The 21913-nt window shown below is 58.5% G+C and carries 21 protein-coding genes; 4 read left to right on the forward strand and 17 right to left on the reverse strand.

Annotated features, from left to right (window positions below; all coding sequences use genetic code 11):
* Window positions 1–22 precede the first annotated feature (22 nt).
* From AC1Q6Y_RS16225 to AC1Q6Y_RS16275, 11 genes are all read right to left on the reverse strand, one after another.
* Complete coding sequence (locus AC1Q6Y_RS16225; protein ID WP_057715077.1) at window positions 23–823, reverse strand: crotonase/enoyl-CoA hydratase family protein; 801 nt, start codon at window positions 821–823, stop codon at window positions 23–25.
* Window positions 820–1893, reverse strand: coding sequence for an acyl-CoA dehydrogenase family protein (locus AC1Q6Y_RS16230; protein WP_057715078.1), 1074 nt, complete (start codon window positions 1891–1893; stop codon window positions 820–822). Before AC1Q6Y_RS16230 ends, AC1Q6Y_RS16225 begins: the two co-directional genes overlap by 4 nt.
* A complete protein-coding gene (locus AC1Q6Y_RS16235; protein WP_057715079.1) occupies window positions 1893–3041 on the reverse strand; it encodes an acyl-CoA dehydrogenase family protein in 1149 nt (382 codons plus the stop codon). The genes AC1Q6Y_RS16230 and AC1Q6Y_RS16235 overlap by 1 nt, the downstream gene beginning before the upstream one ends.
* A 113-nt stretch (window positions 3042–3154) precedes the next feature.
* Window positions 3155–4462, reverse strand: a complete 1308-nt coding sequence (locus AC1Q6Y_RS16240; protein ID WP_057715080.1) for an amidohydrolase family protein — start codon at window positions 4460–4462, stop codon at window positions 3155–3157.
* A 201-nt stretch (window positions 4463–4663) separates the two neighbouring features.
* Window positions 4664–5941 carry a cytochrome P450 gene (locus tag AC1Q6Y_RS16245; RefSeq protein ID WP_057715081.1) on the reverse strand — a complete coding sequence of 426 codons (1278 nt, stop codon included), beginning with the start codon at window positions 5939–5941 and terminating at the stop codon, window positions 4664–4666.
* A 139-nt stretch (window positions 5942–6080) separates the two neighbouring features.
* Window positions 6081–6584: a carboxymuconolactone decarboxylase family protein gene (locus AC1Q6Y_RS16250; RefSeq protein WP_198530241.1), complete on the reverse strand. Its 504-nt coding sequence runs from the start codon at window positions 6582–6584 to the stop codon at window positions 6081–6083.
* 1 nt (window position 6585) lies between these two features.
* A complete protein-coding gene (locus AC1Q6Y_RS16255) occupies window positions 6586–7761 on the reverse strand; it encodes a thiolase family protein (RefSeq protein ID WP_057715082.1) in 1176 nt (391 codons plus the stop codon).
* Complete coding sequence (locus AC1Q6Y_RS16260; protein WP_057715083.1) at window positions 7758–8660, reverse strand: 3-hydroxyacyl-CoA dehydrogenase; 903 nt, start codon at window positions 8658–8660, stop codon at window positions 7758–7760. Before AC1Q6Y_RS16260 ends, AC1Q6Y_RS16255 begins: the two co-directional genes overlap by 4 nt.
* Window positions 8661–8673: 13 nt before the next feature.
* Complete coding sequence (locus tag AC1Q6Y_RS16265; protein ID WP_057715084.1) at window positions 8674–9525, reverse strand: fumarylacetoacetate hydrolase family protein; 852 nt, start codon at window positions 9523–9525, stop codon at window positions 8674–8676.
* Window positions 9525–10589 carry an amidohydrolase family protein gene (locus AC1Q6Y_RS16270; RefSeq protein WP_057715085.1) on the reverse strand — a complete coding sequence of 355 codons (1065 nt, stop codon included), beginning with the start codon at window positions 10587–10589 and terminating at the stop codon, window positions 9525–9527. The genes AC1Q6Y_RS16265 and AC1Q6Y_RS16270 overlap by 1 nt, the downstream gene beginning before the upstream one ends.
* A 345-nt stretch (window positions 10590–10934) precedes the next feature.
* A complete protein-coding gene (locus AC1Q6Y_RS16275) occupies window positions 10935–11666 on the reverse strand; it encodes a TetR/AcrR family transcriptional regulator (RefSeq protein WP_057715086.1) in 732 nt (243 codons plus the stop codon).
* A 183-nt stretch (window positions 11667–11849) separates the two neighbouring features.
* Here AC1Q6Y_RS16275 and AC1Q6Y_RS16280 point away from each other — a divergent pair, with 183 nt between their 5' ends.
* Window positions 11850–13481 (forward strand): ATP-dependent acyl-CoA ligase, encoded by a 1632-nt coding sequence (locus AC1Q6Y_RS16280; protein ID WP_057715087.1) that lies wholly within the window; start codon window positions 11850–11852, stop codon window positions 13479–13481.
* Window positions 13482–13686: 205 nt separating this feature from the next.
* Here AC1Q6Y_RS16280 and AC1Q6Y_RS16285 read toward each other — a convergent pair whose 3' ends face one another.
* Complete coding sequence (locus AC1Q6Y_RS16285; protein WP_057715088.1) at window positions 13687–14487, reverse strand: SDR family NAD(P)-dependent oxidoreductase; 801 nt, start codon at window positions 14485–14487, stop codon at window positions 13687–13689.
* Between the two features lie 100 nt (window positions 14488–14587).
* Between AC1Q6Y_RS16285 and AC1Q6Y_RS16290 the strand changes: the two genes are divergently transcribed.
* Window positions 14588–15328, forward strand: coding sequence for a DUF2889 domain-containing protein (locus AC1Q6Y_RS16290; protein WP_057715089.1), 741 nt, complete (start codon window positions 14588–14590; stop codon window positions 15326–15328).
* A gap of 84 nt (window positions 15329–15412) precedes the next feature.
* On the opposite strand, the gene AC1Q6Y_RS16295 is transcribed toward AC1Q6Y_RS16290, so the two are convergent.
* From AC1Q6Y_RS16295 to AC1Q6Y_RS16310, 4 genes are all read right to left on the reverse strand, one after another.
* Complete coding sequence (locus AC1Q6Y_RS16295; protein WP_057715090.1) at window positions 15413–15988, reverse strand: aromatic-ring-hydroxylating dioxygenase subunit beta; 576 nt, start codon at window positions 15986–15988, stop codon at window positions 15413–15415.
* 95 nt (window positions 15989–16083) lie between these two features.
* Complete coding sequence (locus AC1Q6Y_RS16300) at window positions 16084–17484, reverse strand: Rieske 2Fe-2S domain-containing protein (protein ID WP_057715091.1); 1401 nt, start codon at window positions 17482–17484, stop codon at window positions 16084–16086.
* Between the two features lie 123 nt (window positions 17485–17607).
* On the reverse strand, window positions 17608–18606 hold the full coding sequence (locus tag AC1Q6Y_RS16305; RefSeq protein WP_057715092.1) for a fumarylacetoacetate hydrolase family protein: 999 nt from the start codon (window positions 18604–18606) through the stop codon (window positions 17608–17610).
* Window positions 18603–19304, reverse strand: coding sequence for an SDR family NAD(P)-dependent oxidoreductase (locus AC1Q6Y_RS16310; protein ID WP_057715093.1), 702 nt, complete (start codon window positions 19302–19304; stop codon window positions 18603–18605). Before AC1Q6Y_RS16310 ends, AC1Q6Y_RS16305 begins: the two co-directional genes overlap by 4 nt.
* 139 nt (window positions 19305–19443) lie before the next feature.
* Here AC1Q6Y_RS16310 and AC1Q6Y_RS16315 point away from each other — a divergent pair, with 139 nt between their 5' ends.
* Together AC1Q6Y_RS16315 and AC1Q6Y_RS16320 are read left to right on the forward strand one after the other, a co-directional pair.
* The gene (locus AC1Q6Y_RS16315; RefSeq protein ID WP_057716619.1) at window positions 19444–19842 is read left to right on the forward strand and encodes a Zn-ribbon domain-containing OB-fold protein; all 399 of its coding nucleotides are present in this window, start codon (window positions 19444–19446) and stop codon (window positions 19840–19842) included.
* Entirely contained in the window at window positions 19842–21032 is a 1191-nt protein-coding gene (locus AC1Q6Y_RS16320; protein ID WP_057715094.1) for a thiolase family protein, read from the forward strand. Before AC1Q6Y_RS16315 ends, AC1Q6Y_RS16320 begins: the two co-directional genes overlap by 1 nt.
* A 9-nt stretch (window positions 21033–21041) precedes the next feature.
* Here the strand turns inward: AC1Q6Y_RS16320 and AC1Q6Y_RS16325 are convergent, their stop codons facing one another.
* Window positions 21042–21827 carry an IclR family transcriptional regulator gene (locus AC1Q6Y_RS16325; protein WP_057715095.1) on the reverse strand — a complete coding sequence of 262 codons (786 nt, stop codon included), beginning with the start codon at window positions 21825–21827 and terminating at the stop codon, window positions 21042–21044.
* Window positions 21828–21913: the final 86 nt, after the last annotated feature.

The raw sequence follows: 21913 nt of genomic DNA on the forward strand, positions 1-21913 counted from the left end.
TCTTGTTGTTGGCACTGAGTAATCAGCGGTCCCGGTATTGCGGCTCGCGTTTGTCGACAAAGGCGGCCACCGCTTCCTGATGGTCTTCGGTGTGATGGGCGAGTGCCTGGTACGCAGCAGACAATTCCAGTAGCGAGTCGAGTCGCATATGTTGGCCTTCGCGCAGCAGGCGCTTGCACAGCCGCAACGCATGGCCCGGGTTGCTGGCGATCCGCCGCGCCAAGGCTTGCGCTTCCGACTGCAAGGTTTCATGGGTGCAGACCTGCTCTACCAGACCCCATTCCAGCGCTTTTGCAGCATCTATAGCGTCACCGGTAAACGCCATCAGGCTGGCTTTCGGGATGCCGATGATCCGCGGCAACAGCCAGGCGCCGCCGTCACCCGGAACAATGCCCAGGCGCACAAAACTCTCGGCAAAGATCGCCTTGGGCGCTGCCAGCCGGATGTCGCACATGCACGCCAGATCCAGGCCCGCACCAATCGCCGGGCCGTTGACGGCGGCGATCACCGGGATATCCAGCTCGTAGATCGCCAGGGGAATACGTTGAATGCCATCACGGTAGGTATTGCGCAGCTCATAAGGCGAGCCGGCGAAGATGCCGCCACGCTCATGCATGTCCTTGACGTTGCCGCCGGCACAGAAGGCGCTGCCATTACCGGTGAGCACCATGACCCGCACCGTCGGATCGCGACGTAACTGGGCACAGAGGTCGACAAATTCCTGAATCTGCTCGGGCGTCGTCAGGGCGTTGCGGGTTTCGGGATGGTTCATGCGCACGGTGACAACACCGCCATCGCGCTCAATCTGAAGAAACTGACTCATACCGGATCACTCACAAGTCGGGTTAATGATTGTTGGCCATGACCTGTCAGTAACGGCCAGTACCCCTCGCTGCCACCCTGGCAAACCCGGACGCCCAGCCGCTGGCTCCAAAGGCTGGCCGAGCCGAATTCGCTGCGCCACGCCCACAACCGCCGGGTGAGCAAATGCAAGGGGTATTCCTCGGTGAAGCCGATGGCGCCGTGCACTGAATGGGCAATGCCGGCGCCGACGCTGGCAGCTTCTGCGCTGCTGATTTTTGCTGCTGCAATGGTCAGCGCTGCGAGTCCTGAGCGGGATTCCACGAAGGCCGCCTCGGCGGCAATCCCGGCGGCGGCGGCTTGTTCCGCGAATACCGCCAGTTGCTGTTGAATGGCCTGGAACGAGCCGATGGTCTTGCCGAATTGTTTGCGTTCCCCGGCATAATTGGCAGTCATGTCCAATAGCGCATGCAATGCCCCGGCGGTCTGCGCCGCGCGCAGCATCGCGCCACCCAGCTCCAGGACATTGGCGTCGAACCCGTTGGGCAGCGGCACTTGCGCCAGTACCTGGGCGCTGGTGAAACCCAGGTCATCACGCGGTTCGCCAGCCACATTCAGACTGAGCGTGAGTTCGCTGGCAGTGCTACGCGATAGCAACACCACATGCGGAACACCCGTCGAGCTGTTGGCAATCGCGACGACCTCTTCGACATTGCGCCCCCAAGGTACCGAATAGGCGGTGCCATTAACGCGCTCGCCATCGAGCACCAGACTGGCATTGGCAGCCATGCTCAGCGCGCCAGCTCGCCCCTCCAGACCGGTCTTGCTCAGCAGCCAGTTGGCCAGCAAGGCCTCACCCAATGGGGCCGGAACGGAAAAGCGTCCGGCGGCACGCACCAGCACATACATATCAGCCCAACTGGCTTCGGCTCCGCCCAGCGCTTCGCTGACACCCGCCAAAGTGAAGCCCGACTCATCCAGCGCGGCCCATAAATCCGCCGGCCATTCCCCGCCCTCACAGCCCATTACATAAGCGGGCGTCGCCAAATCGGCAAACAGGCGTTCAATCGTCGTTTCAAATATCTCGCGCATTATCGCAACCCCAGGCCGCGGGCAATGATGCCGCGCAGAATTTCACGAGTGCCCCCGCGCAGTGAAAACGAGGGCGCCATCTGAGTCAGGTAGGCGAGCACGCGGGCATGCTCGCTGCCGCCGTCTTGCCGTGGCTCGGTTTCCAGCAGCAGTTGGGCCACCTCGGGGATTTCTTGTTCGAAGGCATTGCCGAGGTCTTTCACACAGGAAGCCGCCCAGGCTGGGTGCTCACCCGCTGCCAGCTGTGCCGTGACCGACAATGACATATTGCGCAGGGTCAGCAGCTTGGCCGAAAGACGCCCGATTTCTCGTGCCTGTAACGCGTTGGGGGTCTTGCCCAGCGCATCGATCAGGGTTTTCAGCAGCGCCATGCAGCTGAGGAACCGTTCTGGACCGCTACGCTCGAAGGCCAGTTCGGCGGTCACTTGTTCCCAACCTTTGCCTTCAGTACCGATCAAGGCATCAGCAGCCAACCGCACATTGTCGAAGAACACTTCGTTGAAGTGCTCGCCACCGGCCAGGTCGCGGATGGGCCGGATGGTGATGCCGGGCAGGCTCAGGTCGACGATGAATTGCGACATGCCCTCATGCCGGGCGGCCTGTTTTTCACCGGTACGCACCAGGGCAATCATGTACTGCGAATGGTGGGCGTTAGTGGTCCAGACCTTCTGGCCATTGAGCAGCCAGCTATCACCCTCACACACGGCATTGCTTTTGATCGACGCCAGGTCCGATCCGGAATTGGGCTCGCTCATGCCGATGCAGAAGTAACTTTCACCTCGGCAAATGGCCGGCAGGTAATGCTGCTTTTGTTGCTCGGTACCGAAGCGATTGATCAGCGGACCGCTTTGGCGGTCGGCGATCCAATGGGCCGACACTGGCGCACCGGCGGCCAGCAATTCTTCAATGATCACATAGCGGGCAAAAGGCCCCGCCTCTGCGCCGCCGTAGGCTTTGGGCAAAGCCATGCCGACCCAGCCTTTAGCGCCGAGTTTCTTGCTGAACCCGGCGTCGAAGCCCATCCAGGACTCGGCGCGCCGGGTGGGCGGGTAATCGGCCAATGTTTCGTGGATAAACTCCCGCACTTCTGCGCGAAGCGCCTCAGCCTCGGGAGGAATACTGCTGTAGGTAAATTGACTGATGGCCATATGCGCTCTCTAACGCTGAACACAGGCGCAATCGCTTCGAATGAAGCGACCACAGGACGGCAACCGCCCCCCGCAGTCGCCGTTGGCCGACGACTGCAGAGAACAGCGGCAACTTACAACGCGGTTTGCGCGTCAGCCTGGGCGAACATCGCGTTGATGTCGCCGGAAGTCACTGGTTTGTTGTCGTGACGACCATGGTCGGCGCCGCCCAGGCCCAGGGCCGGTTCGATGCTGACGTGTGTCGCCTGAGCACGCAGCGCGCCGACTGTGCAGTTTTCCCGACCGTGGATGGAGAACGGATCAAAGGAAAATTCGCGCATTGCGTTCAAGTGAGTGACCTTGTCGATCATTTCTTTTGGTAGGTGCTGCAACCCTTCCCACGCTGTTTCCGGCGAGTTCGGCCAGGTGCAGTCGGAGTGCGGGTAATCGCTTTCCCAGGTCACCATGTCGGCGTTCAGGTAGTCGAGGTTCTTCAGCCCGAAATTGTCTTCGATGAAGCAGGTGATGAAGTGCTTGTTGAAGATGTCGCTAGGCATCTTCCCGCCGAAGTTGGAGTTGGTCCACGCGTTGTGGTGACGGTGGGTGAAGTCAGCGCGCTCCAGCAGGTACGGAATCCAGCCAATGCCACCTTCAGAAAGAGCCATGCGCAGGTCCGGGAATTTCTTCCACATCGGCGCCCAGATCCAGTCAGCGGCGGAGTTGGCGATAGAAATCGGCATGGAGGTAATCCAGGCGTCGATGGGCGACATATCCGATGCGTGCTGGGCTTTAACGCCGGTGCCGATATGGCAGCAGATCACCACCTTGTTATCGCTGCAGGCCTTCCACAGTGGATCCCAGTAATCGCTGTGAATCGATGGGTAGCCGTGAATCGCCGGGTTGTCCGACATCGAGAGTGCATGCACGCCCTGTCTGGCCAGGCGCTCGACTTCGGCGGCAGCGGCTTTCATGTCCCACCACGGCACGATCATCAGGGGAATAAAGCGACCTGGCGCTGCGTTGCACCAGTCGTGCAAATGCCAGTCGTTATAGGCCTGGATAGCGGCCATCGACACATCGCGGTCAGCGTGGACCTGGAAGCGTTGCCCGGCAAAGCCCGGGAAGGTTGGAAAGCACAATGAACCGAGCACGCCGTTGGCGTTCATGTCGTCGACACGGTCCTTGATGTTCCAGGTACCACGGCGCATTTGGTCGTAGCCCAACGGCTCCATGCCGTATTCCTCTTTCGGTCGACCGACCACGGAGTTGAGGCCCATGTAGCCTGTGGCCTGCTCCTCGAAGACCCACACGTCACGATCGCCTTTCTTGACCACATGAGGTTCACGCCCCTTGAAGCGCGCAGGCATGTGGCGAGCAAAAGCATTCGGTGGCTCGATCGCGTGGTCATCGACACTGACGAGAATCAGATCTTCAACTTTCATTGTTTTCCCCTTCGCATTCGGGCTTGTTGTTGTGCCTGAATCATAGTGCACATCGCGACTTAATTAAACACATTTTTTGAATGTGTTCATATTAATTCCGGTGCGCGGAAAAACCCTTGAGGCAGAACGCGTTGAACCGCGGCAGGCGCAAGACCTGTCGCGGTTCAACCAGAGGATTTACAAGAGGGGTACGGACGCCGTTCAGTCCCACAACACATGCAGGTAATGCGGACCGCGCAGCTGTGCACCGACGATCTGGGGCCCCGGCTTGTCTGGGTCGAGGCGGATATTGGGCATCAAGTCGAGGATCGCATTCAGTGCGCAATTGATCTCGGTCTTGGCAACGAATTGACCGATACACATGTGTGGGCCAAAGCCGAAGCCAAACGAAGGTTTTGGTTTGCGGTCGATGTCAAATTTATCGGCGTTTTCGAACGCGTCCTCATCGCGGTTGGCGGAGGTAACGATACATTGCACCATTGCCCCTTTGGGGATCGGCACACCGCGAATCTCCAGATCCTTGGCGGCCTGGCGCACCTTGAAGGTGGCCACGGGCTCAAAACGCACCGCTTCATCGATGGCCTTGTTTACAAGGCTACGATCATTGCGCACCCGCTCCAGCACATCCGGATTTTGCAGAAGCAATGCCATCAAGGTTCCGAAGGTGCGGGTCGTGGTTTCGCTGGCAGCCGGGAGCAGTGAGCGCACGAAGGTGGTGATCTCATGATCGTCCAGGGAACGCCCTTGGTACTCGACGCCAATCAGCCGGCTGATCAAGTCATCCCCCGATGCGCCCGCAGCCCGACGTTCCGCTACCACCACTTTCACCACGTCATACAGCGCTTGTGCGGCGTCCATGGCAGCGCCACGGGCGGCGGCGGCCTTCTGCGGGTCGACTTGCGGACCGGCCAGGATTGCCAATGCCCAGGCGGCGTATTGCTCGATTTGCTCAGGGCGATCCTCAGGAAAGCCAATCAAGGAGTAAATCACCCGGATCGGGAAATACAGGGCGAAGTCCATCAGGTCGCCCCCTTTGGCGGGCACCATCGGCTTGATGTATTCCTCGCGAATAACCCGGTCGATCCTGGTTTCTTTCCAGCGATTGACCGTCTCCGGCATGAATACCGGTTGCAGCAGATTACGCATGCTCTTGTGGGCATCACCATCCATTGCCGTGAGGATCAGGCCATCGAAAAACGCACCCAGCCCTTCGGCGATAAAGCCACTGGTAAATGTACCGGCGTCACGCATGACGGCCATGACATCGTCGTATTTGAACAACGTGAAGGTGGGTCGCTCGGCATCCAGGCCGGCAATCGATGGCACGCCCAGACGGGCCATGAAGTTGTCTTGGAGCACAGGCGAATTGGCGCGCATCTCGCTGTAGGTCGCGTGAAGATCGATATCACTGGTGCCGCGATAATTGCTGGCGACGTCGGTAAATACCTTGGTCAGGTCGCTCTGTACCGGTGTGGACATGATCGTCTCCGTTGTTATTGTCATTATTTTCTGAGTTAGCCTGCAGAAGGCTATACCTTTCGGCTAATAATAGGCCTGAGCAGGACAGTATTGGACACTTTTCAATAATTCGATCAACTATTTTAGATGAGCGACCTGCTCAGTAGGCCTGTTGCACCAATGTCATGCGGCCACCGGCCAACATCAGCGCGCAGTACATTCCAAGCTCTACCACTTGGGCGGTGGAGAAAAACGCGCCCAGTTGAGTAAATTGCTCGTCATCGATGCTCAGGTAATCGCTGGCAAACAACTCGGCGTAGCGCAGCGCTGCACGCTCGGCTGGCGTGAAGTACTCGCTGTCCGTCGCCATGCACGCAATATCCTCATCCGTCACACGATCGGATTTGCGCGCCAGCTGGCAGGCCTTGCAGGTGGTGATGCTGGCAATCTTCAGCCGCACCAGTTCGCGCAAGCGCTCATCCAGCAGACTGTCGCTGTGCAGGCTCTCCATTAAGCCCAGCCAGGCCAACGCCACCTTTGGTCGATGTGCCCAGACCTGCACCGGCGTCGTAGAGCTGAGCATGCGACTGCTCTGACCACGCTCGACCGCGTCTTGCAACGCGGCCGGCATGGCATTCAGGGGAATCAACGGCAAGCGAGCCATCTCAATCGAGCCGTTCGATGATGGTCGCCGTGCCCATGCCACCGGCGCAGCAAATGGCTTGCAACCCATAACGCCCGCCACGGCGCTCGAGCTCATTCAACATCGTGGTCATCAAGCGAGCGCCGCTAGCCCCCAATGGGTGTCCGAGGGCAATGGCGCCACCATTGACGTTCAACTTACTGTGCGGCACACCGGTCTCCTGCATCCAGGCCAGCGGCACGGAGGCAAAAGCTTCGTTGACCTCAAACAGATCAATGTCATTGATACTCAGTCCTGCCTTGGCAAGTACCTTTTGAGTAGCGGCAATCGGGCCGGTGAGCATCAATGTCGGGTCAGAGCCGACTGTGGTGAAGGCCACGACACGCGCTCGTGCTTTGAGGCCGAGCTTTTTCGCGGTGTCGGCACTCATCAGCAGCAACGCTGCCGCACCGTCGGAGATCTGCGACGAGTTACCAGCGGTGATGCGCCCGGTGTCCGGACGAAAACTGGTTTTAAGTGTCGACAGTTTTTCCCGCGACGTATCACGACGAATGGTTTCATCGTGACGCAACACACCAGCGGGTTCCGACAGCTCTTTTTCGCGGAGTTCTTCAACCACCACCGGTATTGTTTCATTATCGAAATAACCGGCATCGCAGGCAGCCGCTGCACGCTGGTGACTGGCGAAAGCGAAATCGTCCAGCGCATCGCGGCTGAGCGCCCACTTGTCAGCCATACGCTCGGCCGCCTCCCCCTGACTGGTCAGCTCATAACGTTGCGCCGCCATCCAGCCAAATGCCGCGCCGTGGATCTCACGGTTACTGCCCATGGGCACGCGACTCATGTTTTCCGCGCCACCGGCCACCACAATATCGGCGGCACCCGCCGCGATGGCGCCAACGGCCATATGCACTGCCACTTCACCCGAACCGCATTTACGGTCGATAGTCAGCCCCGCAACGGTGACCGGCCAGCCAGCGCCGAGTAACGCCGTGCGGGCAATATTGGCGGACTGTTCGCCAATTTGCGTGACATTGCCGAAGATCACGTCATCGACCAACGTCGGCGAGACATCGACCCGCTCCAGCAAACGGCTGATCACCAACGACCCAAGGTGATCAGCGCGTACGCCGGAAAGGCTGCCGCGGAACTTGCCGATGGGCGTTCGTACCGCATCAACAATGACGATGTCTTTCATAGCGCACTCGCCTTGAGCCCTGAACCCGGAACTTGCTTACCCTCTTCATAACGGTAAACCCCGTGCCCGGACTTGCGCCCCAGTCGTCCGGCGGCGACCATTTTGATGATCAGCGGGCAAGGTCGAAATTTTTCGCCCAAGGTCTGGTGCAAATAACGCAGTACCGACAGCCGCGTGTCCCAGCCGGTCAAGTCTCCCAATTCCAATGGACCCATCGGGTGGTTGAAGCCCAGGCGCAGCGCCGTGTCGATGTCCTCGGCGGTTGCGGTGCCTTCCTGGAGCATCCACATCGCCTCGTTACCCAGCAGCGCAGACATTCGACTGGTGGTCAGTCCTGGCGACTCATTGACCACGATCGAGGTTTTATTGATCTGCTCGCACAGAATGCGAGTGCGCGCCACCACTTCATCGCTGGTGGCCAAACCACGCACCAGCTCCACCAGTTTCATTTTGTGCACGGGGTTGAAGAAGTGCATGCCGATCACGCGATCGGCACAATCCACCGACGCCGCAATCTCGGTCACGCTGAGGGCCGACGTATTGGTGGCAATAATGGCATCCGCCGCCAGCAGCGGCGCCGCCTGGCCAATCACCGCCTTCTTCACCGCCAACTGCTCGGAGACTGTCTCCACCAGCCAGTTGGCCCCCATCGCAGCTTCGCTCAAGTCGCTACACGTCAGCAGATTGGCCAGCGATTGCTGAGCTTGTTCTTCGCTGACCTTGCCCAGACGCACACCATCGGCAAGGATCTTTTCGATGCTTGTCCGGGCGCTCGTCAACGAGGCGGCATTGGTATCGACCAACAGCGTATTGAAACCTGCGCTTGCGAACGCATGTGCAATACCGGTGCCCATCAGACCGGCACCCACCACGACTACTTTTTCTTTATTGGCGTTCATGTTTGGCTCTCGATTAGGCGCGGTTCTTTTTACTGACCACATTGCGCAACGTGCCAATGCCTTCGACGCTGGCTTCGACCACATCGCCTTCCTTGAGGAACAAGCCGGTGCCCATCCCCACTCCCGCCGGCGAGCCGGTGAACAGCACGTCGCCACTGGCAAAACTCGAACGCTGTTGCACGAAGCGAATCAGCTGGCCAACATCCCAAGTCATTTCACCGGTAGAGCCGTCCTGACGCACTTCACCATTCACTTTCAGGGTCAGGCGCAAGCGTGGTGAGCCCTCGGGAAACTCATCCTTGGTCACGATCCAGGGCCCAAGACCGGTGGTCTGGTCCTGGCTTTTGGCGGCGAACAGGTCCATGCCGATACCTGCCGGCCCACTACGTTGCAGGTCACGCGCACTGACGTCATTGCCGACGGTGTAGCCGAGCACGCAAGCAAGCGGGTTTTCCAAGTCGATTTCTTCGGTGCCGATGACGGCCACCAGTTCAACTTCGTGATCGAGCTCTTCAGTCAACGGTGGAAAGCGGATCGAGTCATTGGCGCCAATCAGCGCGCCATAAGCCTTGAGAAAAGCCACTGGCTGAGCCGGTGCCTGCAATCCGAATTCCACCAGGTGCTTGGCGTAGTTGGCACCCGCCACTACCACTCGGTTAATCGGTTCAATCGGGGGCAGCAGGCGGACCTTCGACAGCGGCAGCGATGGCCCGGCAAAACGCACCGAACTGATACCGCGCCCGGCGGCTACCGCCGGTGCCCAATCCTTGAAATCACCGGAAATGGGTGTCACTTGATCTTGAGCGACATCCACCACAGCCCAAAAGACGCCGGTAGAAAAATACTCACATCGCGCCAGTTTCATCAGCCACCTACCTTGCCCAACTTGGCAGGATCCAGGTGCAGCAAGCGGCATGCGTTTTCATAACGGATCTTGCGCATGTCCGCATCGGACAACTTCAGGCCGTGGGTCAGATCGTGGCGCACGGCATCGCTACCGCCGAAGTTGCTGCCGTACAGCACATGGTCCGCACCGATGATGTCGACCAGAGCCTGGCGCATCGGTACTTCATGCAACTCTACGTCGAAGTAGAAGTTTTTCATGTACTCGAGCAGTGGCTTCTTGTTGTATTTGACGTCGAGGTTTTCATTGGTCTTGGCCAGGCGACCGAGCTGGTACGGGACATAACCGCCGCCATGGGTGATGTAAACCTTGAGGTCAGGGAAGCGATCCAGCACGCCGCCGCAAATCAGGTTCCAGAAACAACGGGTTTCGTCGTATTGCATGCCGACGATAGCGGTGGTTTCGTAGCGGTCGCTGTTAGCGTTCTTGCCCCAGGTAACGGACTGGTTATAGCCGTGTACAAAAATCGGCAGGTCCAGGTCACAGAGGGTTCTCCACACCACATCAAGTTCCGGCGAATCGAATTCCAGACCGCCGAAGTTGGCACCGCCAGCAACCAGGCCCTTGGCGCCCAGCTCTGTGCAAGCGTGACGTATTTCAGCCGCCGCCGCTTCAGGTGCATTGAGCGGTGCATGAGCCCAGAACATCAGGCGATCAGGAGCTGCGGAGCAGTACTCGGCCAGCGTGCTGTTGACGGTGCGGGCGAATGGCACGGCGAATTCGGCTTCAGTCCAATACATGTAGCAATGGGACGGGACGGAAACCACCTGCAGGTTCTGCCCTGCGGCATCCATACCGGCCAGGCGCACTTTTGGGTCAGCCCAGCGTGAAAAATACTCCTCAAGCTTGGGACCATTACCGGAGCGCACGGCAGCCTTACGCTCTGGCGACCCGAGACCAAGAATCCAATCACCTACACGCAGCTTGATATCGCCGTCGGCGTGTTGCTCGAAGAACGGCCCCCAGTGCGGGTGCTGGTTGTAATAGCCAGGGTGGGGTGCGTGGGCGTGTAGATCGATAAGCATGTCTAGGTACCTCGAAGTTGGCACTTTTTTATTGGTTATTGGCGCAGTGCCTTCACGTGACCAGGATCAAACTGCCGCGAAAGGGGAAGCCAGGGGCTCACTGCTAAGACCAGAGCTTAAATTTAAATTGAGCAGAAATCAAAAATCTGTTCAGATTATTTTCAAGGTGCGTGAAAAAGCCCGATCCAGAGCCTTCGTCAGATGTCAAAAACACTTCGAAGAGTCAAAAAATGGACACAGAAAGGAAAAATCGCGGCACGCAGGCGAGAGAAAATTATCAGGCGGAAACGAAAAGCCCCCGAAATACGGGGGCTTTGCCTATAGCGAAAGATTGTGGGTCGAAAGTTAGCGACGGGTGCGGGAGGTGGAACCCATGATCAAGGCACCGAGCAGTTTTTTCACCCGCACCGGGAACAAACGTCGCCCCGCCGCTTCCGGCACCAGGATTTCACTCAACACGTATCGAATGATCATTTCGCAGATCAGCTCACGGTCAAGACGGACCCCGAGGCGCTCATCCCAATCGTCGAACACGATGCCCAGGCCATCCTGAAAGCGCACGATCGAATCGTGGAAAATCCGTCGAAAGAAGCCCAGTGCGTAGTCAGGTGCAACCACCAACAACCGCCGGGCTCGACTCTGCTCAAGGTAGTTGTCGAGATAGGCAAACAGCGCGTTGAGGCGTGCTTCCGGGTCGCTGATATGGCCCAGCTCCTGGGACAGCGAACTGTGGAAACTTTCGCGTTTATGCCGGGAAAAGGTGTCGAGCAAGTCTTCCTGGGAGGCGAAATAGCGATAAAAGGTACCGCGCGAAACACCCGCGACCTGGCACACATCCAGGATCGAAATGCGATCCGCACCCGACATCAGCACCACTTCTTCAGTGGCTTTAAGAATGTTGGCAATGGTCTCTTCCGAACGGCGGTTCGGCTTGACCTTGGTGCCTACCACGCCATTGGCGGCGGTACGTCGCTCCACCGGTTTTACCGGAGCCGTTCCTGCATCAGGCAGCGATTTTTTTTTCGTTTTGGAGGCCGGCGTCGGCGCTTCTGCTTTCTGGGATGCGGCTTTTGGCATGGATTGACGGGCTCATTGAGAGTAAAGATAGGTCAACACTAGCACAGGATCTGTGCATAAATAAGATTTCATGTTCAACTTATTGCTAAAGACATTTTCATATTTTGTATTTAGAATCAAATTCTCTCATCAAAATAAAATCAGGCAAACCAGCAGCTTTAGGCGCCTAAAAGGAGAATATTCATGGGCAGCAGTGGCAATCCAGAAACTTGGGCAGTGGGAGAACGAGACACTGTCATCGAAGCGCTAAGTCGTGCAGTAGCAAGGCATCCAGACAAGATTTTGTTGGATTTCAGCGGCGAGTTATACACTTATGCTCAGGTTGACTCACTCTCAACCAAGATGGCCAACGCACTCGCTACCTTGGGCGTGAAAGCCGGTGAAACCGTGCTGACCATGCTCGATAACAACATCGACGCTGTCACCACCTGGCTGGCCATCAATAAGCTCTGCGCCGTGAGCGTGCCGATCAACACCGCGCTCAAAGGGGAATTTCTCCGGCACCAGATCGCCGATACCGGCACTTCAGTGGTGATTTGCGAAGCGGCCTACCTGCCACGCATCACGCCGCTCGCCGAACAACTGCTGGACGTCCAGCACATCCTTCACCGAGGCACGGCCGATGCGATCCCCGATTGCCGAATTCGCATTGCGCCGCTGGATGAATGGCGTGGCCATGACGCCACTCCACTCGCCAATAAACCGCAACCTTCAGACCTTGCCTGCCTGATTTACACCTCAGGCACCACAGGTCCTTCAAAGGGTTGCATGATCAGCTACAACTTCATGTGCAACCTGGCACGCCTGCAATTGCGCGCTGGCCCAGCCAGTGCCGATGATGTGACCATCACGCCATTGCCGCTGTTTCACATGAATGCGCTGTGCGTATCGATCATCGCCAGTATTCTGGTTGGCGCACGCGCCGCCATTCTCCCGCGATTCTCCGTTTCGAATTTCTGGCAGGAAGTGGAACGCTCCGGCGCTACCATCGCCTCGATCCTGGGTGGCATGGGCGGTCTCCTCGCCCAGGCGCCAGATAACGAAGCGATGCTGCGTTGTGTCGGGCAGATCCATACCGCTCGAGGCAACCCTTACACCGAAGAAACCAAAAAGATCTGGCGCGAGCGTTTCGGTACCAAGCTGGTGGGCGGCAATGGCTATGGCCTCACCGAAGCCTGCGTTATTACCTCATTGGCCGCCGGCGAGTACGCCGCGCCGGGCTCCTCGGGAAAACGCATTTCGGATTTCGATGTACGCATCGTCGACGACCTCGATCAGGAAGTAGCGCCGAACAGCGCCGGCGAAATTGTGGTTCGTCCGCTGCGTCCGGACATCATGTTCCAGGGCTACTGGCGCCGTCCGGAAGACACCCAGAAGCTGATGCGCAACATGTGGTTCCACACTGGTGACATTGGCAAGTTCGATGACGATGGCTTTTTCTACTTCGTCGATCGCAAGAAGGATTATCTGCGCCGCCGAGGCGAAAACATTTCCAGCTTTGAAATGGAAGCAGCCTTTGCTGTTCACCCGGCATTGGCCGAGGTCGCCGTACATGCGGTGCCATCGGATAAGGGCGAGGACGATGTGAAGGTCACAGCGGTACTGCATGAAGGCATGACACTGGATCCGGAGCAGCTGTTCCATTGGGCCACTGAATCGGTGCCTTACTATGCCCTGCCCCGCTATATCGAATTTCGCAGCAGCCTGCCGAAAAACCCGCAGGGACGGGTGTTGAAATACTTGCTGCGCGATGAAGGAAAAACCGCGACCACTTGGGATCTGGAAACCACATCGATCGTGGTTTCCAAAAAATAATCGTCTCTATCTGGCTGGAGTTGGCCATCCATCATAGAAAAAGCCCGCTTTGAAGCGGGCTTTCTCGTCTCTTGGGCCTGGTGTCGCCTTTGTAGGAGTGAGCTTGCTCGCGATGAACTTAAGGGACAACGCGCTCTACCAGAACGTACGCGTTATCGTTAACGTCCATCGCGAGCAGGCTCGCTCCTACATTGATCTGTTGAATTCAATACTCACGCACAGGAATGCCTTTAGGGCGAGAGTTATAACCCGGCAGATGCAGGCCTCCGTCGACGTGAATGGTTTCGCCCGTGATGAAACGCGACATCTCGGACGCGAGGAATACCACCACTGGGCCGATGTCGGCTTCAGGCTCGCCACAACGGCCCAATGGACGCATGGAAGCCGACATCTCGGCAAAGCCGGGGTTCTCTGCGGCGAGCTTGTGGAACGTGGCGCCCATTGCCGTGGGAGCGATGGCGTTGGTGCGGATGTTGAACCGCCCCCACTCGGATGCAGCGCTGCGGGTCAGCCCGACAATGGCCGACTTCGCCGTGTTGTAGTCCCCATGCAACCAGGCACCGATTTCGATATCGATAGAGTAGAAGTTGATGATCTTGCCACCGCCCCGCGCCTTCATATGAGGCAGCGCGGCTTTCATCGCCCACCATGCAGCCCACACTGTTGAGCCGAGGGTTTGCTCCAGCATGGCATCGGTTTTTTCTTCCAGGAGCACATTGGGGGTGGGCGCAAAGGCGTTGTTGACCAGGATGTCCAGCCCCCCGAATTGATCAATGGCCAATTGCACGGCGGCCTCGATGTCCGTTTTGCTGCACACGTCAGTCTTGATGAATACAGCCTGGCCACCTAACGCTTTCAGTTCGGCGACTACTGCCTCTCCACTGGCGACATCCAGTTCGGCGACCACCACGGCAGCACCCTCTTTGGCAAAGTTCAGCGCAATACCGCGCCCAATTCCGCCGCCTGCACCGGTAATCAGCGCAACCTGTTCATTTAGCAGTGCCATAGCCACTCCGTTTTTGTTTTTTTGTGAACATTATTGGTTATAGTGTCTAAATATAGCGTATTTCTTCAGGCTAAACAGTACTGGAACAAGGATATTGAGGATGACTGTATTTCGTCGCCGCGTAGACATCATTGCTCACCATGTCGATGGCACGGGTGAGGTCCGTGCGGCTCTGGAAGACGACTTTCACCACTTCCGTGTATGGGTTCGTCACCATGAAGGTGAAGTCACCGCCATTGGCGGTGAAGCGCTGCGTTATCCTTACTCCATGTGCCCGCAGGCTTGCGGTCAATTACAGCAGTTGCTGGGCATGAAGCTGGACTGTATAGCCCACTCAGTGACCCGGCAGGCCGACGCCAGTCATCAATGCACCCACCTGTTCGATCTGGCGGGTCTGGCCATTGCAGCTGCAGCCCGTGGCACTCTTGAACGTCGCTACGACATCAACATCGGCCAGCGCATCGCCAACCGTACCCGCGCCACCTTGATACGTGATGGCGATGAAGACCTGACCTGGGACGTCAACGGCACCATGATTGAAGGGCCATCTCCCTATTCAGGCATCAACCTTCGCGAAGGCATGGCACGCTGGGCGCTGAAGGCCCTCGGTGAAGAAGCCGCCGAAGCCGCCCTGCTACTTCGCCGTTGCACGTTGATCTCGATGGGACGCGCCTATAACCTGGACGAGCAGATTCACGCCGCGAACACTGGCCTTTGCTACAGCCAGCAACCCGAACGCGCCGAGCAGGCACTGCGAATGAAGGGTTCGACCCTGGATTTCAGCCATGAACAACTGAAGTTGTGCGCCGAGGACCAGGATTGGTTGGGGCAAAGGCCTTAGCCGCGCTGCTCCTGGTGCAAGAGCAGTGCGGCCAAGGCCCGCAAGACCCGACGATCCGGGTTCGCCCCGGACCGCCGATAGGACTCAGAGGAAGACGGCCAGATTGGGGGTTCCGAGCACCGCCTGGTCAAGGATGACTTCGCGCCGGGAAAGCTTGAACCCCGCCTCATGCAGACGCAGCACGTCACGTCGCTCGCCACTGATGATGTCGACATGGTGGTCGTTGAAACGGCTACGGGTCAGTAGCAGGTAACTGGTCACCACAAACTCATCGCTCTTGTCGGTTTCCTCGACAAACACGTTGGTCACCAGGCGTCGGGTACGCGAGGGAGGATCTTCCGCCCAGGCGCTTTTACCGGACAGGCGCAAAATGCGGCCCATGATCGAACGGTAGTCATCGTGGTAGTGCTGAACACTGCGCACGATGGTGGTTCTGAGCTCGGACGCCACGCGAGTCTGGCGCAGCGGTACGGTATACACCAGGTCGGTGTCCAGGCGTTCGGCCCACTCCTGCAGGCGAATCTGGTCGAGCAGCGTGGCTTCCTCGTAGAGAAAGGTCACCACATCGTTGTAGATCGGCGAGCCCACCGGCACCCGCTTGGTGCCGACTGGGGAACCCGGCTGGATATCCTCCACGCCGCGTTGTTGAACCTGAGCCATGAGTCATTCCCTCACTTTTATTCTTGTACTTGTTAATGCTGTTACCGGCGATTGCGACCCGCAAGGACCGCAATCGAACCAGGGCCAACAGGCGCTTATTGCTCGTTCGGTGCAGTCATCAGCTCGTGCCAGTACAACCACCAGTGCCACTGGGTATCGTCCTTGGTGAAGCCTTCGTTGACGATGCCAGGGCCCGGCCAACCCTCGGGTGCTCCTGTTTCGAAGCAAGCCTGGTATTTCAGCGTGCTCTTGCGGCCCATCGCGCCTTTGGCGGCCAGGGTCATGTGCGGCCAGGTATCGGAGTCATCCTGCTCGACCATGCCCGAGGTGCCGAACAACTGGATGGTTTGCTTGAGCATCTTGTCGCGCAGTTCAGGGGATGCGTCTTTCTCGGCAAACACCCAGTTGACGAACTCCAGCTTGTCTGGCCCGCGAGGCACGTAGGCGTGCAAGGTCATCGAGCCGACTACGCTGCCATCGGGCTGCGGAATGTAGACGAAGCCGAAAAGAATGTTCGGGAACATCCCGCCGACTTGCGGCGGCATGCTGGTCAGCACTTTCAACTGATCTTCAGTCAGATTGCGTGCCAGCTGTTCGACCATGTCGGCAGTCATGCCGGCAGGCGGCAATGCCTCCAGTTTTTGCTGCACGGTCAGCTCGGCCGGGTCGAGGCCGGTCAGGCGCTTGATCTTGCGCGCCAGGTCGATGCAGCGCAGCGCATGGCCGTGGGGCGAGCTGATTTCCACGCCGATCATTTCCGGACTGAGGTCGGCTGTTTCGCCCTCACCTTTCTTGGCGTAGTTACCCACTTCGCCCAACCAACGGTGCAAGGTCAGGGTGTGGAAACCATCGGCCGCCGATTGCTCACCCGCGGTTTTCCAGTTGGCGTTGACGATAAAGCGCTGGGGTGGGCCGAGCACTTCCATGCCCTTGTCGGAACGACAGAACAGCATGTCGTAGTACCATTTGGCATCACCCAGGAACTCGTCAAACGACGGTCCTTCAATGTTCCAGGTGGCAAATACCAGGCCGCCATACAGCGTGACCCGGGCTTTTTTCAGGCCCAGTTCTTCCTTGGGCAGCATTTTGCCGTGCATGCATTCACGCTCGACCGGCGAGCCGATGAAGTCGCCATTGGGGCGGAAAGCCCAGCCGTGATAGATGCACTTGTGAATTTGCGTGTTGCCGCAGTCGGCAGTGCTGATGCGCATCCCGCGGTGCGGGCACACATTGAGGGTCACGAACACCTCGCCCTGCTTGCCACGGGCAACAATGACCGAATCAGACCCCATGTCACGGACCATGAAGTCGCCGGAATTAGGAATTTCCGATTCATGACCCAGCAATACCCAGATCTTGCCGAAGATTTTTTCCATTTCCAGATCGTAAATTTCGTGGTCAGACAACACACGCATTTGCACTTCACGGCTGGATGGATAGATGAGGTCCGAGACCTTGGTTCCATCCGACAATACGGGGCTTGTTCTTGTTAGCATGCTTGCCTCCTAATCAGAGTGTCACGACAGTGGTTGCAACGAAATATAAGACACTTTTTCTATTTTTGTACATAGAATTCACCTTCTTTTCGTAAGTGAATTCTTTCGCCATTCAGGTAACCGTCAATCCTTGCTCGGCGCCTTCCCCACTTGAGTGCGCAGTACACCGATGCCGTCGATCTCCAGCTCAACCACGTCGCCAGGTTTCAAATAACGCAGTTGCTCCAGGCCGCAGCCGTTGCCGACCGTGCCGGAGCCCAGGAACTCGCCGGGGTACAAGGTTTCTGAGCGCGACACGTGGGCAATCACGTCCTCGAAGCTCCAGCGCATGTCGCGGGTATTGCCGCGCCCCCACTCCTCCCCGTTGACCCGGGCAACCATATTCAGGTCGTAGGGATCACCCAGTTCGTCTGCGGTCACCAGGCACGGCCCCATGATGTTGGCCGTGTCGAAATCCTTGCTCTTGGCCGGGCCGAGCATGCCGGGCATTTCCAGGGCCTGTGCGTCGCGCGCGCTCATGTCGTTGAAGATGGTGTAACCGACGATATGCGAACGGGCGGTTTCACGACTGATGTCCTTGCCGCGCTTGCCGATGTAGCAACCGAACTCCAGTTCGAAATCCATTGCCCGACTGAAGCTCGGCCACTGGAATTCGTCGTCGATGCCGATCACCGCAAAACGGTTGCCCTTGTAGTAGATGGGCTGCTTGTTGAAGGTTTCGATCACCCGGTCATCGGCGCGAGTGTTCATCGCCTTCAAGGTCGCTTCCGGATCCTCGGTACGCAACGCCCGGGCGCGACGGGCCGCGGCGAAACTCTGGCGCAGGTGCAATTCGAAGCAGGAGCAATCGCGCATCTGCGGTGGCGGCTGGATCGGTGCGCGCAGTTTCACACTGGCGCGCTCCAGCACTGCCGCCGAGGGGGCCTTGGCCACCAGGGAGCGGGCCAACTCCAGCGCAGGCTCACCGCCTTCCACCAGAGACAGAATGCTGCTCAGTGCCGGGGTTTCGCGGCTTTCCAGCAAGCGGTAGGCGATTTGCAGGTCGAGTACCTGCTGGTCCTGGTTGAGCAACGCACCCGCACGATCAAAGCCCTCGGCGTCGCTATAGGTCACCAGTCTCATACGCGTCCACTCACTGGCAACAGCGCACCGGTTACTGCCGCAGCATCGTCCGACAACAGAAACGCAACCACCGCCGCCAATGCATCCGGGGTCACCCAGCGGCGGCTGTCGGCTTCAGGCATGTCGGCACGGTTGGCAGGAGTATCGATGATGCTTGGCAGCACGGCGTTAACCGTCACGCCACGATCCTTCAGCTCTTCGGCCAAAGCCTCGGTCAACCGGGCGACGCCGGCCTTGGAAGCAGCGTAAGCGCCCATGCCTGTTGCGGCTTTGACCGAGGCCAGCGCTCCCACGTTGACGATGCGTCCTGCCTTGGAGGCCAGAAGCTGCGCCAGCGCCGATTGGGAACTGACCACTGCGGTACGCACATTCATCTGATAGAGGCGATCCCAAGTCTGCAGGCTACCCCCTTCGACGGTCTCCCAGGCAAACCCGCCCGCGACGTTGACCAAACCATCAATGCCGCCCCACTGCGTGGCAATCTGCTCGAACGCCGCACTGGCCGACTCGGTCGAAGTCAGGTCAACACCGCCCAGGCACAGCAGGTTTTCCGTGTCCAGCAAGGCGGCAGGCGCCTCGCTGCGATCCAGCAATGCAACCCGGGCGCCACGCGCCAGCAGGAATTTGCCAAGTGCGCTGCCGAGGGCTCCAAACCCGCCGGTGACGACTACCCTCTTGTCCAGTAATGACTGGGACATCGCGAAATCCTCTTGTTGTTGTTTTACGGCGCGAAGGTTCGATTCGTGCCTTCGTCGGTACGTATATATGACACTTTTAGAAAATATGTACAAATGATACCGTATGACTTCAAGTCAAACATTCACCTGCGGACCGCTGATGCCTAGAAAACTTCCTGCACTCAACGCCGACAACCGCGCCTTCTGGCAAGGCGGCGAACGGGGCGAACTGCTCGTTCATCGCTGCGCGGCCTGCAGCCGGTATTTCCATCCACCCGCCCCGCTTTGCCCGCATTGTGCAAGCTTTGAGGTGGCGCCAGAGCCGGTGTCCGGCAAAGGCAATGTGCTCAGTTACACCATCAATTACCAGGCCTGGGCCCCCGACCTGGAGGTGCCCTATGTGGTCGCGATCATCGAGCTGGTGGAACAACCTGGCTTGCAATTGGTGAGCAACGTGGTGGGCATTCCGGTCACGGATGTGCATATCGAAATGCCGGTACGGGTCAGCTTCCTCAATGTCGAGGATGTCTGGTTGCCTCTGTTCGAGAAGGATCAGTGATGTTCGATCATCGTTATGAAAAAGACGTCGCCATCACCGGCATTGGTCAATCGGAAGTCGGGCGACCGTCGAACAAGTCGGCGATGCGCCTGACCCTTGATGCGTGCCTCGAGGCCATTGCTGACGCTGGCCTGCAGCGTAGCGACATCGACGGTGTGGCCTGCTGGCCAGGCGACAACAACAATGGCGACCCGTTTTCGCCGATTGGCCCGAGCGCTCTGAAAAGCGCTCTAGGGCTCAACGTCAACTGGTTCGGCGGCGGCTATGAAGGGCCTGGCCCGCTGACTGGCGTGATCAACGGTGCCATGGCGATTGCGGCGGGGCTGTGTAAACACGTGCTGGTGTTTCGCACCATCACCGAAGCGTCAGCCCGCATGGTGAACAAACAAGCCAGCGCCTTGACCAATAAAACCCAAGGACGTGACAGCAGCTACGCCTGGCAGTGGTTCACGCCATTCAATGTGCTCTCGGCCACTAATCTGATGGCGCTGTACGCCCAACGTCACTTCCATGAATACGGCACCCGTGCGGAGCAACTGGCGCAAATCGCCCTAACGTGTCGCCAGAACGCCATGCGCAACCCCAAGGCGGTGTTTCGCACACCGATGAGCATGGACGATTACATGGCGTCGCGGATGATTTCCACGCCGCTGCGCATGTTCGACTGCGACGTGCATTGCGATGCATCGACCGCCATCGTCTTGTCGCGCCGCGATATCGCTCAGGACCAGCCGAACAAACCGATCCGCATTGAAGCCATGGGAGCTGCATTGAACCAGCCCTGGTCATGGGACCAAATTTCCCTGACCAAAATGGCCGCTTTCGATGTTGGCCAGATGATGTGGGCACGCACTGACTACACCCCGCAGGACGTCGAATCCGCGCAGCTGTATGACGGTTTTTCGATTTTGACCATGATCTGGCTCGAGGCCTTGGGCCTGTGCCCCGTCGGAGAAAGTGGTGCATTCGTCGAGGGTGGGACGCGCATCGCGCTCGATGGCAGCCTGCCAATCAATACCAATGGCGGGCAGCTATCCGGCGGGCGCACCCATGGCCTGGGTTACGTGCATGAAGCCTGCCTGCAACTGTGGGGCCGTGCCGAAGGGCGACAAACCCGTGAACACCGTGTCAGCACGGTGGCAGCAGGTGGCGGCCCGCTGGGGGGCAGCCTGCTTCTGGTACGCGAGTAACGGCGCGCTTCAGTAAAGTACGCCGGCCACTTCGCTGCAGAACTCGATCAGTGCCTTGCCCAGCTCGGCAAGGCCCTCTTCATCGCGTTGCCCGCGGAACATCACCGCGGAGACGGTGAAGTCGATGCTGTTGGTCGGTGAGTACACTGGCGCCGCGACGGCAAGAATCCCACCCGAAAAATGCCCGTCATCTACTGCCCAACCACGCTCGGCGGCGACCCGGACTTCTTCCCGGAAAACCTCCAGCGACAGCGGCTGGGCCCAGCGAATGGTTTCGAAACTGCTCTGCACTTCGGGATCGTCGAGGTCGATCTGAGTGGCGAACAAACGCCCGCTGGCGCCCATCAGAATCGGCAGGCGCTGACCTTCGGCCATATCGATGCGGACATCAGTCGGGCTGGCAGCGGAGCTGACAATGACGATGCGGTCAGGGCTCATCTTGCGCCAAAGGGTGATGGTTACCCGCTGGCGCGCGGCCAGGTTCTGCAGCAGGGGTTTGGCCATCTGCACGCGGTGGCCTTGGGTAACCAATTGTTCAACCAGACGCGCCAGGCCCAGGCCCACGGAGTAGCGCTTGGACATGGCACTGAAGTCGACGACCTCCTCTTGCACCAGCGTGCGCAGGATGTTGAAGCAGGTGCTGGGATTGATCTTCAGTTGTCGGGCGATGTCCACCGATCGTTCCGGTGTGCCCACCTGGCTGAGGTAACGCAGGATGCGTATCGCGTTGGAAACGGGCTTGACGAGTGTTGCGCCGGTTGATTTGTCGTTGTCGTTGACGTCAGTGAAGTCCATGCCCAATCCAGTCACTTTATAGTGTCGCCATTCTAGCCTGAGAATGAATTGCGCCGTAAAGTTTTGTCTGGGAATTATTCGAACAT

The organism is Pseudomonas sp. GW823-FHT06E10 (genome assembly GCF_058794995.1).

What these genes read in the sequence shown, in the direction of transcription:
- AC1Q6Y_RS16280 (WP_057715087.1), top strand. Translation starts at nt 11,850, where the DNA reads ATGGGCAGCAGTGGCAATCCAGAAACTTGGGCAGTGGGAGAACGAGAC.
- AC1Q6Y_RS16325 (WP_057715095.1), bottom strand. Translation starts at nt 21,827, where the DNA reads ATGGACTTCACTGACGTCAACGACAACGACAAATCAACCGGCGCAACA.
- AC1Q6Y_RS16230 (WP_057715078.1), bottom strand. Translation starts at nt 1,893, where the DNA reads ATGCGCGAGATATTTGAAACGACGATTGAACGCCTGTTTGCCGATTTG.
- AC1Q6Y_RS16255 (WP_057715082.1), bottom strand. Translation starts at nt 7,761, where the DNA reads ATGAAAGACATCGTCATTGTTGATGCGGTACGAACGCCCATCGGCAAG.
- AC1Q6Y_RS16250 (WP_198530241.1), bottom strand. Translation starts at nt 6,584, where the DNA reads ATGGCTCGCTTGCCGTTGATTCCCCTGAATGCCATGCCGGCCGCGTTG.
- AC1Q6Y_RS16305 (WP_057715092.1), bottom strand. Translation starts at nt 18,606, where the DNA reads ATGAGACTGGTGACCTATAGCGACGCCGAGGGCTTTGATCGTGCGGGT.
- AC1Q6Y_RS16245 (WP_057715081.1), bottom strand. Translation starts at nt 5,941, where the DNA reads ATGTCCACACCGGTACAGAGCGACCTGACCAAGGTATTTACCGACGTC.
- AC1Q6Y_RS16295 (WP_057715090.1), bottom strand. Translation starts at nt 15,988, where the DNA reads ATGGCTCAGGTTCAACAACGCGGCGTGGAGGATATCCAGCCGGGTTCC.
- AC1Q6Y_RS16225 (WP_057715077.1), bottom strand. Translation starts at nt 823, where the DNA reads ATGAGTCAGTTTCTTCAGATTGAGCGCGATGGCGGTGTTGTCACCGTG.
- AC1Q6Y_RS16320 (WP_057715094.1), top strand. Translation starts at nt 19,842, where the DNA reads ATGTTCGATCATCGTTATGAAAAAGACGTCGCCATCACCGGCATTGGT.
- AC1Q6Y_RS16265 (WP_057715084.1), bottom strand. Translation starts at nt 9,525, where the DNA reads ATGAAACTGGCGCGATGTGAGTATTTTTCTACCGGCGTCTTTTGGGCT.
- AC1Q6Y_RS16285 (WP_057715088.1), bottom strand. Translation starts at nt 14,487, where the DNA reads ATGGCACTGCTAAATGAACAGGTTGCGCTGATTACCGGTGCAGGCGGC.
- AC1Q6Y_RS16290 (WP_057715089.1), top strand. Translation starts at nt 14,588, where the DNA reads ATGACTGTATTTCGTCGCCGCGTAGACATCATTGCTCACCATGTCGAT.
- AC1Q6Y_RS16235 (WP_057715079.1), bottom strand. Translation starts at nt 3,041, where the DNA reads ATGGCCATCAGTCAATTTACCTACAGCAGTATTCCTCCCGAGGCTGAG.
- AC1Q6Y_RS16310 (WP_057715093.1), bottom strand. Translation starts at nt 19,304, where the DNA reads ATGTCCCAGTCATTACTGGACAAGAGGGTAGTCGTCACCGGCGGGTTT.
- AC1Q6Y_RS16270 (WP_057715085.1), bottom strand. Translation starts at nt 10,589, where the DNA reads ATGCTTATCGATCTACACGCCCACGCACCCCACCCTGGCTATTACAAC.
- AC1Q6Y_RS16315 (WP_057716619.1), top strand. Translation starts at nt 19,444, where the DNA reads ATGCCTAGAAAACTTCCTGCACTCAACGCCGACAACCGCGCCTTCTGG.
- AC1Q6Y_RS16240 (WP_057715080.1), bottom strand. Translation starts at nt 4,462, where the DNA reads ATGAAAGTTGAAGATCTGATTCTCGTCAGTGTCGATGACCACGCGATC.
- AC1Q6Y_RS16275 (WP_057715086.1), bottom strand. Translation starts at nt 11,666, where the DNA reads ATGCCAAAAGCCGCATCCCAGAAAGCAGAAGCGCCGACGCCGGCCTCC.
- AC1Q6Y_RS16300 (WP_057715091.1), bottom strand. Translation starts at nt 17,484, where the DNA reads ATGCTAACAAGAACAAGCCCCGTATTGTCGGATGGAACCAAGGTCTCG.
- AC1Q6Y_RS16260 (WP_057715083.1), bottom strand. Translation starts at nt 8,660, where the DNA reads ATGAACGCCAATAAAGAAAAAGTAGTCGTGGTGGGTGCCGGTCTGATG.